The organism is Flavobacterium limnophilum (assembly GCF_027111315.2).
GTDB lineage: Bacteria > Bacteroidota > Bacteroidia > Flavobacteriales > Flavobacteriaceae > Flavobacterium > Flavobacterium limnophilum.
The window spans coordinates 739,094-754,399 of the sequence record NZ_CP114289.2 but is presented as its reverse complement, the minus strand read 5'-3'; the positions used below and the strand labels follow the sequence as shown (position 1 = coordinate 754,399).

The 15,306-nt window shown below is 38.0% G+C and carries 12 protein-coding genes; 1 reads left to right on the top strand and 11 read right to left on the bottom strand.

Features of this window, described 5'->3' with window-relative positions:
* Nucleotides 1–85: 85 nt before the first annotated feature.
* The 8 genes from OZP13_RS03115 to rhaT form a co-directional block, all read right to left on the bottom strand.
* The gene (locus OZP13_RS03115; RefSeq protein WP_269242278.1) at nucleotides 86–673 is read right to left on the bottom strand and encodes a LutC/YkgG family protein; all 588 of its coding nucleotides are present in this window, start codon (nucleotides 671–673) and stop codon (nucleotides 86–88) included.
* Nucleotides 666–2,066, bottom strand: a complete 1,401-nt coding sequence (locus tag OZP13_RS03110) for a lactate utilization protein B (protein ID WP_281298623.1) — start codon at nucleotides 2,064–2,066, stop codon at nucleotides 666–668. Before OZP13_RS03110 ends, OZP13_RS03115 begins: the two co-directional genes overlap by 8 nt.
* A 91-nt stretch (nucleotides 2,067–2,157) precedes the next feature.
* The gene (locus OZP13_RS03105; protein ID WP_281298622.1) at nucleotides 2,158–3,522 is read right to left on the bottom strand and encodes a glycoside hydrolase family 28 protein; all 1,365 of its coding nucleotides are present in this window, start codon (nucleotides 3,520–3,522) and stop codon (nucleotides 2,158–2,160) included.
* A gap of 19 nt (nucleotides 3,523–3,541) precedes the next feature.
* Nucleotides 3,542–4,297: a (Fe-S)-binding protein gene (locus OZP13_RS03100; protein ID WP_269243585.1), complete on the bottom strand. Its 756-nt coding sequence runs from the start codon at nucleotides 4,295–4,297 to the stop codon at nucleotides 3,542–3,544.
* 172 nt (nucleotides 4,298–4,469) lie between these two features.
* Nucleotides 4,470–5,825 carry an FGGY-family carbohydrate kinase gene (locus OZP13_RS03095; RefSeq protein ID WP_281298621.1) on the bottom strand — a complete coding sequence of 452 codons (1,356 nt, stop codon included), beginning with the start codon at nucleotides 5,823–5,825 and terminating at the stop codon, nucleotides 4,470–4,472.
* Between the two features lie 136 nt (nucleotides 5,826–5,961).
* Nucleotides 5,962–7,236 carry a sugar isomerase gene (locus OZP13_RS03090; RefSeq protein ID WP_269242272.1) on the bottom strand — a complete coding sequence of 425 codons (1,275 nt, stop codon included), beginning with the start codon at nucleotides 7,234–7,236 and terminating at the stop codon, nucleotides 5,962–5,964.
* Between the two features lie 325 nt (nucleotides 7,237–7,561).
* Entirely contained in the window at nucleotides 7,562–9,703 is a 2,142-nt protein-coding gene (locus OZP13_RS03085) for a bifunctional aldolase/short-chain dehydrogenase (protein ID WP_281298620.1), read from the bottom strand.
* A 33-nt stretch (nucleotides 9,704–9,736) separates the two neighbouring features.
* Nucleotides 9,737–10,786 (bottom strand): L-rhamnose/proton symporter RhaT, encoded by a 1,050-nt coding sequence (rhaT, locus tag OZP13_RS03080; protein WP_281298619.1) that lies wholly within the window; start codon nucleotides 10,784–10,786, stop codon nucleotides 9,737–9,739.
* An 880-nt stretch (nucleotides 10,787–11,666) separates the two neighbouring features.
* On the opposite strand from rhaT, the gene OZP13_RS03075 reads away from it, so the two are divergent.
* Nucleotides 11,667–12,707: a GntR family transcriptional regulator gene (locus OZP13_RS03075; protein WP_281298618.1), complete on the top strand. Its 1,041-nt coding sequence runs from the start codon at nucleotides 11,667–11,669 to the stop codon at nucleotides 12,705–12,707.
* 89 nt (nucleotides 12,708–12,796) lie between these two features.
* Here the strand turns inward: OZP13_RS03075 and OZP13_RS03070 are convergent, their stop codons facing one another.
* The 3 genes from OZP13_RS03070 to OZP13_RS03060 all read right to left on the bottom strand — a co-directional run bounded on the left by OZP13_RS03070 (nucleotide 12,797) and on the right by OZP13_RS03060 (nucleotide 15,141).
* Nucleotides 12,797–13,651: a fumarylacetoacetate hydrolase family protein gene (locus tag OZP13_RS03070; RefSeq protein WP_281298617.1), complete on the bottom strand. Its 855-nt coding sequence runs from the start codon at nucleotides 13,649–13,651 to the stop codon at nucleotides 12,797–12,799.
* Nucleotides 13,652–13,679: 28 nt separating this feature from the next.
* Entirely contained in the window at nucleotides 13,680–14,444 is a 765-nt protein-coding gene (locus OZP13_RS03065) for an SDR family NAD(P)-dependent oxidoreductase (RefSeq protein WP_269242270.1), read from the bottom strand.
* A 283-nt stretch (nucleotides 14,445–14,727) separates the two neighbouring features.
* Nucleotides 14,728–15,141: a c-type cytochrome gene (locus tag OZP13_RS03060; RefSeq protein WP_269242269.1), complete on the bottom strand. Its 414-nt coding sequence runs from the start codon at nucleotides 15,139–15,141 to the stop codon at nucleotides 14,728–14,730.
* Nucleotides 15,142–15,306 lie beyond the last annotated feature (165 nt).

Below are 15,306 nucleotides of genomic sequence, written 5' to 3'. Positions count from 1 at the left end.
AAATGTATTTTTTCAAATCTCTTCAAAAGTAAAAAGCTATATCGAAAATCGGTATAGCTTTTTACTTTTATAAATTATCGGGTTTCTACTCCATCAAAAACACTGTCAATCCTCTGGCACCGTGAGCGCCCAACACCAATGATTGTTCAATATCGGCAGTTTTGGATGGTCCGGCAATGAAAGTCCCAAAACCATATTCTTGATCTCCGATTCGCTCATAAGCTTGATGCATCGTGGCCACGATGTCTTCTTTATTGACGATTATGGCCAAATATTGTGGAATAAAAGTCGAAACTCTTTGTCCCAAAATATCGTCTGTTACCCAAAGAGCCGAATTTTCGGCAACGCCAAAATGGGCTTTGACCAAAGTCAATTCTACATCTTCCAAAGAATGGGGATCATCATTGAACCAATCCATTGTCGCAATTTCTGAAAGTTCAGGAACAGTCGTTATCATTCGTTTATCAGTGGCATAATTTTTCTTGACAAAGTCAATTATGGCATCGTAATCTTTTACTTCCACAAAATCGCCTCCAATACCTTTCAGAACGGTTTTGTACTTTTCGAGAATGTCAAAAGTGTCCAACCCCAAAAAAGTCAGATTGGGTAATTCACTAACCGTTGAAGGTTGGTTTTGTTTTACTTTTTCTAAAATACTGGCTCTGCTACTCATTATCTTTTCCTTTAAATTCTTTTCCGTTTTTCTTGTACCATTCCCTGAAGGATTCTTCTGGTGGCGCCGGCATTTCTCTTTGTTTGTACCAAGCATTCAAGCTGTTGTTCACTATAAAAGGCGCGTTTTTAATCACGAACCTTCCCATTTTTCCAGCCAAATCAAACACCATTGGATTGGACAAAACAGCCGACATTCCTTTCATTGCCATGGTTTTTGCAGTTGGCGTATAGCCTTGTTTCACCAACACTTGACGCCATTTGTACAATTGGTCGTGAATGTCGATTTTCACGGGACAAACATTCGTGCAAGAACCGCAAAGCGTACTGGCAAAAGGCAAATCGGCATTCTTGCTCATGTCGAGATTTGGTGCCAATATGGAACCGATCGGTCCCGCAACCGCGGTATGGTAACTGTGTCCGCCACTTCTTCTGTAAACCGGACAGGTATTCATGCAAGCCCCACAACGGATACATTTCAAGGAATTCCTGAAATCGGGTCTTCCCAATTGTGTGGTTCTGCCATTGTCAACAATAACAATGTGCATTTCTTTTCCGTCTCTTGGTTTTTTGAAATGGCTCGAAAAAGTGGTAATCGGTTGTCCCGTGGCACTTCTGGCCAACAATCTCAAGAAAACGCCCAAGTGTTTGCGTTGTGGAATTATTTTTTCGAAACCCATGCAGGCAATATGCACGTCGGCAAGGTGAACGCCCATATCGGCATTTCCTTCATTGGTGCAAACCACGATTTCTCCCGTTTCGGCAATGGCAAAATTGACTCCCGTCAAGGCCACTTTTCTGGTAAGGAAAGTGTCCCTGAGGTGCATTCTTGCAGCTTCGGTTAAATATTGTGGGTCGTTGTTTCCTTTTTCGGTGCCCAGATGTTCGTGAAAAGTTTCGCTTACATCCTGCTTTTTAAGGTGAATGGCAGGCAAAACGATATGGCTAGGCGGTTCTTGTCGAAGTTGGACGATGCGTTCTCCCAAATCGGAATCGATGACGTCTATTCCTTTTTCGGCCAAATATTCGTTCAGGTGACATTCTTCGGTAAGCATCGATTTGGACTTGACCATCTGCTTCACGCCGTGTTTTTCCATTATGGAATGAACAATTTTATTGTGCTCGGCTCCATCCGCAGCCCAATGCACAATGATACCGTTTTTCAAAGCATTGGCTTCAAATTCAACCAAATAATCATTGATATTCGAAAGCACATTGTTTTTGATTTGCGAAGCAGTTTCGCGAAGCAATTCCCAATCCGGAATTTGATGTGCGGCTTTATCCCTCTTTTCACGAACAAACCATAGGGTTTCGTCGTGCCAATCTACCCTTTTTTCATCTTTGTTAAAAATGGCAGCGGCTTCACTGTGTTGCATAATTTTATTTGAAGACATCTTTTTATTAGTTTAAAAATGGAAAGACTACAAATGCTACGCAATCCATTTTTGATTATATTTTAGCTTCTTATTTCAATGTTTTTATTTCTTAATTCCGATTCTCAAAATTCAAGATATTTTCGTGTATGTTTCCTTGAATCAAATCGGCGTGAACATTCTTCATAAATACATTTTCCACGGGCAGTTCTTTTTGACCCAATACTCTCGAAATGAATTTCACGTCGGTAGCTTTTACGTTTTCGAGATAAATATTTTTAATCAGGGTAAGTCTTCGTTCAATAGTTGGAACCAAATCCCGCCATTGGTACAAGACATCTGTTTCAATCCCCAGGATTCCTAGGTCGATTTTTCCAGAAACAACATTGCTCATGTAAATATTTTTCACGTATCCTCCCCTGCGCTCGTTGGTTTTTATGAACAGCAAATGGTTCAATTTGGCACCGTCCACGACCGTGCATTTATCGACAAAAACATTTTCGACACCACCCGATAATTCACTTCCGATGGCTACCAATTGATGCCCATTTTTGACGGTACAGTTTCGGATGACAATGTTTTTAGACGGTGTATTCAATAACCAAGCACCTTTACCGCAACCCGATTTAATTGCAATGGCATCGTCACCTTGATCAAAAACACAATTTTCAATCAACACGTTTTGACTCATTTCTGGATCCACACCGTCGTTGTTATGGCCGTGTGCGTAAACTTTCAGGTTTCGAAGAATAACGTTCTTGGAAAGAAAAGGATGAATCGTCCAAAAAGGGCTGTTGGTTATGGAAACTCCATCCATCAAAATGTTTTCGCAACGATTGAACTGGATGAATTGAGGACGGAAATTGGCGCTGTCATTGACCATTTGTCGCTCTTCCATTGTTTTGTTGTAAGAAGCCAAATAGTATAATCTTTTCAGGCTTTCCATGTGGCCTTTTGGACGTTTGAACCATATTTTCCAAACATCCATTTTGGCTTTTAATTCTCCTTCTCCCGTGATGGCGATATTTTTGCATTGGTATGCATAAATCAGCGGGGAAAAATTCATGCATTCATATCCTTCCCAAGTGCTGTGAACAGCCGGCAAATAATCCTTTGGGGCTTCGGAAAAAAGCAGGATTGCCCCTTTATTCAAATGCAGATTGACATTGCTTTTGAAATGAATTTTGGCTGTTAACCATTCTCCCTCGGGAATGACAACTATTCCGCCACCCATTTTATTGGCTTTATTGATGGCTTTATTGATGGCCGCTGACGTTTTCTCCTTGTTCCCTTTTATGGCACCAAAATCAATAATGGACAGTTTCTTGCAATTACTGAAATCCGGTATTTTGATGGCCGGCATTTCAAAAGGAGCTTCAACCACCACTTCTTTTATGGTAACATTCGATTTGTCTGTCTTGAATGACAAGAAAACAAGAGAAAGTAACAGGACTAAAACCAGACTAGCTTTTTTCATTAAGGAGCGATTAAATGCTTTATTTAGTTTCAATTTTCATTGTGGACGAATTTAATATTTCTGCAATGTGAATGGTCTTGATGGGACTATTTTCTCGTCTCAAAATCCCTTCCATGTGCATCAAGCAAGACATGTCGAAACCGGTAATATATTCCACTTGATGGGCTTCGTGATCTTTGATACGGTCTTTTCCCATCTTGACAGAAATGGCTTCCTCGGTCACGCAAAACGTACCTCCAAAACCACAACATTCATCTTTTCTGTTAAGAGAAACCAGATTGATTCCGCTTATTTTAGCCAATAATTGTTCTGGTTTGGAGAAAAAGGGAGCGTTTAATTCACTCATTTGTGAAAGTTTTAATCCGCGTTGTCCGTGGCAACTTTGGTGCAAACCTACTTTGTGTGGAAAATGACCATCGATGCTTTCGACTTTCAAAATATCGGTGATGAATTCGGTCAATTCGAAAACGGATTTTCTGATTTTTGTCGACAATGCTTCATTTTTTTCGTCGTGCAAATGCTCCTTGACGTGCAAGACACAGCTTCCCGAAGGGCAAACGATATAATCGAATTCGGCAAAATTGGCCACAAAATTGGCGTCGCAGCCTTGGGTCAAATGTTCGTAGCCGCTGTTGGCCATTGGTTGTCCACAACAGGTTTGTCGCATTGGAAAACGAACGTCACAGCCTAATTTTTGCAATAATTCATAAGTGGCAATACCCACTTTTGGATAAAACTGATCCACATAACAGGGTATAAAAAGTCCAATTTTCATGGTAAGTTATTTATTATTTTATGATTGTCCGTTTTCTGGACTTCAACTATTTTTAAAAACACAAATTTCACGAATTTCCACCAATTCTAGCCTTTATTTAGATTAAAAATTCGTGTTAATTCGTGAAATTCGAATAGAAACATTTCTTAAGTTTTAGTTACGAACAAATCCTTTAATGTTTATAAAATTTCAAATCAATCAAGTCGTTCTGGATTGGTTTTGGGTTCCAGCTATTATGAATGGACAAAGCAGCTCCTAAAGCACTGGCTTGTGCCATTGATGCTGCATAGACTTCCATTTCTGGGAAAGCTTGCGCCAATAAATTCATAAAAATCGAGTTTTTACTAAATCCACCATCCACAAAAACTTTCTTGACAGGACTATTGTGAATCACTAATTTTGTCGAAAGCACTTGTTGTGCAATAAGATCCATAATTAATTGATGGTAGGCTATCTCGTGATTCTTGAAACTATCGAGATTCCTATTCTCGAAAGGACATTTTTCAATATATGAATCTGTATTAAACGAGGTCTCTTTAAAATTTGTAATCCTCAAGTCAGCAATAATATCTTTGTTATACGTAATCGCTTTGTAGAAATCATTTGGTAAACCAAAATGCTCGGAAATGCGTTTCGATTGAACTTCGTGCGTATTTCCGGCAAACAATCGGGCTGCTTTTACCGGTATTTTTTTGTTTTGCAAGAAACACAAACAGTCTTTTTGCAATTCTTCGGAAGTCAATGGCGTATCATTGAACGGATTTATGGAAATACTCCAAGTTCCGGTGGACAACAAAACGAAAGGCTCCGTGAAATTGATGGTATAAGGAATTAAGGCTGAAGAACTATCGTGCAAACCAATTCCCACCGAAATTTCATTCTCGATTTTAATGGTTTCTTCCACATTTCTGATGGGTGGCAATTTGTCCATGATTCCCTCTTGGGTCACCCATTTATGATATTTCATTTTTTTGAAATTCCAAAGACCGGTGTGACAACCAATGCTGGTAATATCCGTAAAGTATTGATGTGTCAAAACAGAACTTAAATATTGTGGCAAATGAAGGCAATATTTTACCTTGGCGAACAAGTCAGGTCTTTCTTCCTTGAGTCTATAAATTTGCATGCCCGAATTCAAATTTCCCAAGACTGGCGAAGCGGTTTTGACGGCAAACTTTTTCTTCCCTTTGTATTTAGGATAAAAATTCTCCAACAAGGTTTCTGGATAGGGTTTCAAATAATTGTATAGCGGGGTCAAACTCTTGCCCTCTTCATCCACATAAACAAAACTCGCACCATAGGTACTGAAATTAATGGCTTTAAGGATATAATCCTTCAACTCCTTCAGTTCAGTCAATCTATCGGCTACCCATTTGCTGAGCTCCACAATATTTTCGCAGGGAAAACCATCTTCATCCACGGTTTCGGCAAGAATCACTGATTTCTCCCAAACAATTTGATAATTTTCGTTGAACAAAAATACTTTCTTGTTTGTTTTCCCAATATCAAAAATCGCAACTACATTCATTTTAAACTATTTTATAGACTGTCCGAAAAACGGATTTTATTCCTTTTATTATCCAAGAATTGCACAAACTCTACACTTATTTAGTATAAAATAAGGTAGAATTTGTGCAACTTCTATTTATTTACAAAGATTTGGATTACAAACCAGTTGCCACTGTTTTCAATCCTCTTTCAGCAATAAGACTGTTTCTTACTGCAAGATCACGATACAATCCTACTGGGTTTAATGCTGCTCCCGAACGCAAACGCGCTTCGGCAACCAAGGCACGAACATCGGTACGGAAAGCGTTTTGTAATATCTCTTGCGCTTTTACCACGTCATTTTCTTCTTGTGCAATTTCCAATGCTTTTCTGTCCACGGAAAGTGCTTGTGCATAAGCCACCATAATCGCTTCTACCGATTGCAATAAATCTTCCATTGGATCTTTCACGTTGTGCGAAGCATCAATCATCCATCCCAAATCTTTGGCGTGATTCATTCCTCTAGCATCCATTCCTTCCACCAATTCGTTGAAAATCAAGAATAATTGGTATGGTTTCAAGGCTCCGGCCGTTAAATCGTCGTCACCGTATTTCGAATCATTGAAGTGGAAACCTCCTAATTTGTCTTCCATCAACAACAAAGAAACGATTTGCTCGATATTGGCATTTGGAAGGTGGTGACCTAAATCAACCAAAGTCTTCGCTTTATCACCTAATTTTTTCACATAAGAATACGATTGTCCCCAATCAGCCACTGTAGTGGAGTAGAAATTAGGCTCGGCACATTTGTATTCCAAAAATAATTTCCAGTTTGAAGGCAAGGCAGCATAAATTTCTTCTAAACTTTCCAAAGTATTTTGGTAGGCTTTACGGAAATTTAATTGTCCCGGGAAACAAGAACCGTCGGCAAGCCAAACAGTCAATGACTCAGAACCCAACTCGATACCTTGCTTGATTACTTCAATGTTGTGATCAACTGCTTGTTTACGAATTGCTTTGTTTACGTTTTGCAAAGAACCAAACTTATAAGAATACTCTTGATCCGCTTGGTTTTGAAAAGTGTTGGAGTTCACTGCGTCAAATTTCAATCCGTGTTGTGCTGCCAAAGCTTTAATAGCATTGCGATCGGTTGGGATATCCCAAGGAATGTGCAAAGAAATCGCTCCAGAAGCTTTATTCAAAGCGTGTAGCAAACCCACGTCTTCGATTTTTTCTTCCAAAGAACGAGGCTCTCCACCACCTGGAAAACGACCAAAACGAGTTCCTCCTGTTCCTAAAGCCCAAGATGGAATGGCGATTTGAAAATCAATTAATTTTTGGATAATGTTTTCGGTTTCTGCGATTTCAGAAGCCGTGAAAACCAATTTGTTTTTGTGGGATTTTAATAAATCCTCATTATGTGAAGCAATTTTGCTTGATTCAATTAACATAAAATATTTTTTAAAAATTAAAAACAAACTTCTTTTAGCGAGAGTGCTGGGTTGAAGTTACTTTAAAAAAGTCTTTGTGATTGTGTTGTTTGCAGTTTTAAGACAATCTAACGCCCTAAAAATCAGGCGTTAGAATAATCAACATAACTACTAACCAAACCAAAGTAGTATTTTTAGTCACAAAAGAGAAGCAATGCTTCGCTTTTATTAGGAATCTTTATAAAATTCCGTAGTGATTGTAAGGTTTAAAAATTCAGATAAATCTAACGCCCGAAAACTTCGGACGCCAGAAAAATCAATTACTAATCCAAACCAAAGGATTTTACTATCTATAAAAGCCCATTGACACGCCGCCGTCAACATTCAAGGCATTTCCTGTTGATTTACCCAACAAGCCACCCACGAATGCAAAACAAGCATTGGCAATGTCATCCGGCAATATAATTTCATTCAACAACGTACGTTTTGCATAATACGCAGGCAATTCAGCCACGGTGATACCATACGCTTTTGCACGACCTTCAGCCCATCCGCCTGCCCAAATATTGGAATCAGAGATTACGGCATCTGGATTAACAGTGTTCACACGGATTTTATCAGCTCCTACTTCGGCAGCCATCAAACGAGTCAAGTGAGCTTGAGCCGCTTTGGCAGAACCGTAACCAGGGTTGTTTGGTCCGGCAACTACTGCATTTTTAGATACAATATTTACTATATCGCCACCAAAACCTTGTTTGCGCATTACTTCGATTCCAGCTTTAGAAACAATAAATTGTCCTTTTACCAAAATATCATACAATCTATCCCATTCTTCCAAAGTATGTTCTGCAATAGATTTAGATATACTGATTCCCGCATTGTTAACGATGATATCAGCTCCACCAAATGCCAAACAAGCTGCATCCAATGCTAATTCCGTACTTTTCTCGTCGGTTACATTCAATAAAGTGCTAGAAACTGCATCTTTACCAAACATTTTGGTAAAATCGGCTGTTGCTCCGGCCAAACGCTCTTCGTTGATATCGTTGATAACCACACAAGCACCTTCTTCGGCAAATTTCTTGGCGATAGCTTTTCCAATTCCACCGGCAGAACCAGTGATTACGGCAATTCTTCCAGACAATGCTTTTGGTTTTGGCATACGTTGCAATTTAGCTTCTTCCAACAACCAATATTCAATATCAAAAGCTTCTTGACGAGGCAATGAAGTATATTCCGAAACTGCCTCGGCACCTTTCATTACGTTTACGGCATTGGTATAATATTCTGAGGCCAAACGAGCCATTGTTTTGTCTTTTGCAAAAGTAAACATACCAACTCCTGGGTATAAAATTACAACCGGATTTGGATCACGCATGGCTGGTGAGTTCGATTTTTTGCAAGTGTTATAGTACTCGGAATACATTTGGCGATAAGCCTCAAATGCTGGAGCCAATTTAGTTTTAATGGCATTGACATCAGATAAATCTTCGTTTGGAGCCAATTCGATTACCAACGGACTGATTTTAGTTCTCAAGAAGTGGTCTGGACAAGAAGTTCCAAGAGGCGCTAGTTTATCTAAATCATTAGAGTTGATGAATTCCAATACTCTAGCATCATCAGTATAGTGACCAATCATTTTACGTTCTGAAGAACAGAAACCTCTCAAGATTGGAGCCAGTTTTGCAGCTTGTAATTTACGGGCATCTTCTGGAAGACTTTCTATTTTTTGACCTCCGAAAACTGGACGCGTTTTACCGTAGTTAGACTCTAAGTATTCGGCACATTTTTCAATTACTTCCAATGTGTTGATATAACTTTCGTATGAAGTATCTCCCCAAGTAAACAAACCGTGAGATCCCAACATTACCCCTTTTAATTTTTTTCCTTTTGCTGCAGCTTCTTCAAGGCAAGCGCGCATTTGCAAACCTAAATCAAAACCTGGACGTTGCCATCCAACCCATCCAATCTCTCCGTTGAATAATTCTTCGGTGATTTTGGCTCCGTCTTTTGCGGCAGCAATAGCGATAGCAGCATCTGGATGCAAGTGATCGATGTGGGCAAATGGCAAGAAACCGTGCAATGGCGTATCAATGGAAGGTGCTTTTGAAGCCAAGTCAAAAATACAGTGGTTGAATAATTCCACCATTTCGTCTTCATGTTCAATTCCTCTATATACGTTTTCCAAATTGCGAAGTCTTTCCAAGTAAAGAGCAGCACAACCTGATTTTGTCAATGTTCCAATGTCTCCACCAGAACCTTTAATCCACATTACTTCAGAATCAGCTCCTGTCAAAGGGTCTTTGTCCGTGATTTTAACAGAAGTGTTTCCACCTCCATAGTTGGTTAATCTTAAATCCGCTCCCAATAAATTGGAACGGTAAATAAAAAGTGCTACTTCATCCCCAGCCATTGATGCGGCTTTAGCTTCATCCCAAAGGTAGCTTACGTGCTTAAAAGTCATGTTGTTTGTGTTAATATTTGACATTGTTTTTGATTTAATATTGTTACTATTTATAGTTTAAAGTGAATTTCCGATTCCCACTATCACAATCGAGGCAAGGATAAGTCCGATTCCCAAAAGGAAGGTGTTGAAAGTCTTTTTCGAAACTCCAGTCCATTCTTTCAGGTAAAATCCCCAAAAGTTGGCCGTTAAAATAATCGTGGCCATGTGCAGAATCCAAGAGCTTGCCCCGTTTCCTAATTTGCTTTCGCCCATTCCATAAAAGAAGAATTGCAAAAACCACATAGTACCTGCCAAAGCCGAAAACATGATATTTTTGGTTATTGGTGTTTGGGCGTTCGTATAATCCCCGAAAGTTTTGTTTTTAAAATTAAGATACATACACCAGATAAAGTTGACAGTCAAACCACCCCAAAGTATCACGATATAAGTAACATTGTTTTGAAACAAGGGATTAAAACCTTGGGCAACCGCTTCGTCGGCCATTGGTTTTCCAACTTCAATACCAAAATTGAAAAACGAACTCAAAATACCTGATACTATGGCAATTACCAACCCTTTTACAAGACTAAATTCTTTATCTTTATCTTCGTGACCAGTAGCAAAATCTTTTTCTTTAAGCATTCCGGCTTTACCGGAAAAAGCAATACCGACCAAGCATACCACAACTCCCAACAAAACCATTTGTCCACCCGTGCTGTGCAACATGTCAGTGAAGGAAGTCTTTCCTTCCGTTGGATAAAAATTATAATAAATTGAAGGAACCAACGCTCCGAAAGCCGAACAAAAACCCAAGGTTATCGAATTCCCCAACGACATTCCCAAATAACGAACGCCCAAACCGTAAGTAAGTCCCCCGATTCCCCAAATCAAGCCCATGGAATAAGTAACTGCTTTTATCGCTGGAGCCGTATTACCGATAATCTCAAAAAAACCAGGAACGGTCAAATAAGCAGCAAGTGGCGGAACAATCAACCAAGAGAAAAATCCCCCCACGATCCAATAGCTTTCCCAAGCCCAACCTTTGACTTTTTTGAAAGGCATGTAAAAACTTCCTGATGAAAACCCTCCTATGGAGTGAAAAATAATTCCGAGTAATACCTGCATTTGATAATTTATTAATTGGTTATTTTTAAATTTAGTTTAGTTCAATCGTTATAGTGACGTAAAATAAGAGAATAAGAAAGACTAAACTATCCTGTACTATCCTTTACCAGAACAGCTATTTTTGGAGAAATAAATCACGTAAACTAAAAACGCTCTGTTTCTCTTCCTTTTTCCATCTTGAAGAATTAAAAAAACTGGAAAATAATTTTAATTCAAGCCCTGCCATATCCCTAAAAATTAAGATTTTAGGCAAAACATTGTTAAAACAAGAAAGCTGTTTTTTGATTTCCTTCCCAAATTTACCGAAAATATAACCGTTTAACTAACAGCACGTTTTAACAATATTTTTTCTTAATGTTAGATATTTTCATCTTCATAAACATCGATTTTTAGTGTCCCGAAAAATTAACGGTCAAAAACTCAATTCATTTATTTTTTCAAACATTGTGCGATTTTAAAACGATTTTAAATTTCGGAATGGTTTTCATTTAAAAAAATAAAATTTCCAAAACAAAACCCGAAAAAAAACCTTCATTCCGAAAACTAAAATAACAAAGCGTTTTTTGAGCGTTTTTTACACTTTTCATCAGAAAACAATGTTATAATATCATTTTTAATAGTACCCTTTTTATTTTTAATATTTATATTTGCGAAATCGATTTCATTAAATGAATGCCATTCAATCAAAAAAAAGCGAAACCCCTCTAAATCTCATCAATCGACTTTAGTTCTAACCTTTCTAATTAAAACTAAAATCTGGAGACAACAAGGAATCGGAAACAAGAATATTTCTTATCGTTTCTGAACCACACTTAAATGAAATAGCAACGGTTTGAAATATAAATTACCTGTAAATGGGTATAATTTATTAAACATGAACATGATCAAATTTATTAAGATTGACGAAGAATCGCGAGTGCCGAAATACCAGCAAATCGTGGACTCCATTATTTTTAATGTATCCAATGGCAACTTGAAAATTGACCAAAAAATCCCGTCGATCAACATCCTTAGCGAAGAATTTTACATGTCGAGGGATACCGTGGAAAAGGCCTACAATATCTTGAAGGAAAGAAAAGTCATTTCATCCATAAAAGGCAAAGGTTATTATATCACGAGAACAAAACTAATTTCCAAAATAAACATCTTATTTTTATTCAATAAATTGAGTTCCTATAAAATGGTCACCTATAATGCTTTCGTCAATGGCATTGGAACAAATTCACATACCGATTTGCATATTTATCATTGTGACGAAACCTTGTTTTTGAACTTGCTGGACAAATACAAAGGAGCATACGATTATTATGTCATCATGCCCCACTTCAAAACCGACAGCTTAAAACACATAAGTTATACCGATGAAGTGGTAAAAGCCATTAAAAATATACCCAAAGAAAAACTTGTCATCATGGACAATATAAAGCTTGGGATGGATGGCGAAATAGTGGAAGTGTATCAAGATTTTGAAAACGACATCTACAACGCTCTAAACGAAGGACTTGACAAAATAGCAAAATACAATAAATTAATTTTAATTTATCCCGAAAATGCGGTGTATCCTTATCCAAGAAGAATTTTGATTGGATTCAAAAAGTTTTGCATCGAAAATTCCTTGAATTTTGAAATTCACAATCATGTATATGCCGACATGATTCTTAAAAAAGGAGACTTGTTTATTACAATTGAAGAATCGGATTTGGTTAACTTGGTAAAACAAATGAGGGATGATGAATTGGTTTTGGGAAAAGACATTGGAGTAATATCCTATAATGACACTCCGCTAAAAGAATTACTTGGCATCACGGTAATTTCGACCGATTTCAAGGTAATGGGAGAAACTGCGGCCCGAATGATTATGAACGGCGAAAAAGGAAAAGTAAAAGTTCCTTTTAATTTTATCGACAGGAATTCGATTTAATAAAGAAAGGGTATTTCCATAAATAAAAAGAAGCCATCTCACAAATTATGTTTTGAGATGGCTTCTTTTATATATAAACTTTTTAAATATTATTTCTTGTAAGCCACGGCCACTTGCTTGCTGGATCCCAATCCTTCCATTCCCAATTCAATTACGTCTCCCGCTTTGATATATACTGGATTTGGCTTGATTCCCAAACCAACTCCCGGAGGCGTTCCCGTACTGATAACATCGCCTGGAAGCAAAGTCATGAACTGGCTCAAATAATGCACCAAATAAGGAATTTTGAACACCAAATTCAAGGTGTTGCTGTTTTGATAGGTTTTGCCATTCACGGTCAACCACATCGACAAATTATCTACATCTGCAATCTCGTCCGTTGTGGCCATGAAGGGTCCCAATGGCGCGAAAGTATCGCAACCTTTACCTTTTGCCCATTGCCCACCACGTTCCAATTGAAAACCTCTTTCGCTGTAATCGTTGTGCAAGCAATATCCTGCCACATAATCCATTGCGTCGGCTTCGTCCACATAACTGGCTTTCTTGCCAACAACAAATGCCAATTCTATTTCCCAGTCGGTTTTGTCGCTGTTTTTTGGAATCACCAAATCATCGTTTGGCCCACACAAAGCCGTTGTCGATTTGAAGAAAATAATCGGTTCCGTTGGAATTGGAGCACCAGTTTCCACACAATGATCCACATAATTCAATCCAATACAGATAATTTTTGATGGTCTTGCCACTGGAGAACCCAAACGAACTGTAGCATCCACTTCGGGAAATAAAGCATTATTTTCTATCGCTTTTTTTAATTTTTCCAATCCATTTTCCTCAAAAAAGGCTTCGTTGTAATCGGCAACAATGGAAGAAACATCAAATCTTTTATCTCCAATTAAAATGCCCGGCTTCTCTTTTCCGGCTTCTCCAAAACGTATCAGTTTCATATTTCTATTTTTATTTTATTTTTATTCTTTAACTATTCAATTTAATAAATCCTCCGTCGATAGGATAATCGCAACCCGTGATAAAACCGGCTTCATCACTGCATAAAAACAACGCCAAAGCAGCTACTTCTTCCGGTTTCCCCATACGACCAATTGGTTGTGATTTTGATAATTTATCAAACATTTCCTCTTGATTGTCTGGATAGTTTTTTGAAATAAATCCATCCACAAAAGGCGTGTGCACCCTGGCAGGCGACATCGAATTGCAACGAATGTTCTCGCCGATATAATCTTTGGCAACGGACAAAGTCATTGACATTACGGCACCTTTGGCAGTAGAATAAGCAAATCGATCCGACAATCCAACCCAAACGGCAATGGAAGCCATATTCACGATAACTCCGCCTCCTGAAAGTCGTAATTGAGGTATCGCAGCATACAAACAATTGTAAACTCCTTTCACGTTCACGCTCATCACTCGGTCAAAATCGGCTTCGGGAGTGGTTTCCACTTTCCCGACGTGTGCAATTCCAGCATTATTGATCAAAATATTGATGTTTCCAATTTTTTCGAATGTCGCCAAAACTTCTTGTTGATTGGCCACATTGCAGGCGTGCGAAAAAACTTTCCCTCCGGCAGCACTAATTTCAGTCACGGCCTCTTTGGCACTTTCTTCGGTCAATTCAACGATATGCACTTCGGCTCCCTGTTTGGCAAACAACACTGCAATTGCTTTTCCTATTCCGCTACCGCCACCGGTAACCACCGCTTTTTTATTTTGTAATGAAAACATAATTTTATTGAGTAAAAAATTTAAGCGTAAAAATAACAATTACAGTAAAACAAAATGACTAATTCCGAGAAATAATAGCAAGACTAATTATTTTTCTAATAACGATTATTCATTTCCTTTAAAACCATTCCGAACTTGGACTGGTTTATGAAAAAAACGCCCCAAATGAATGCAAGTAAAACAACAGGATTATCCAATAAAAAAATCACCAAAATTAACTTTTGATGATTTTCATGATGCTATTGGCACAATAGCCTATTTTGTTTGAAAAAATTTTTCTTGTCTATTTCAACTTGTTTACTTCAAGTTTCCTAATATAATTTACCAATTTCCAACGTTGGTCGTCAGTCAAAAGCTCTTCGTATGATGCCATTGGTGCTTTACCGTTGGTTATCTTCCAAAAAATATTGCCATCCGTTTGATTCACCACTTTTAAGGCCAGAAAATTTGATGGTTTTCGCTCCAAAGTCAATCTGGCTTCTCCATTTCCTTTTCCTCCTATGCCATGGCACAAAACACACATTTGGTTATAGATTTCTTTTCCTTCATCAGTTGCTGCTTTGTTTCCTACAAATGGATTTTTCACACTTGTTGAATAGTCGGGAGCCATCCAATTATTTTTGTCTTGGGCAATAATTTTATTACCCCCAATGAGTATAAATACTAAAACCACTAATAACGAGTAATTGTTTTTCATCTTATTAAAGTTTGGATTAAGTGTAGTAAAGTTACCATTGTTTTTTGATAAAATAACAATTTTCACAACATTATTTCCTCAAAAAAGCAGTAATCAAACATTTTATTCCGAATAAGCCAAAAAAGAAGAGGAATCCCAATTTGGTCATCCTCTTCCTTGATAGTT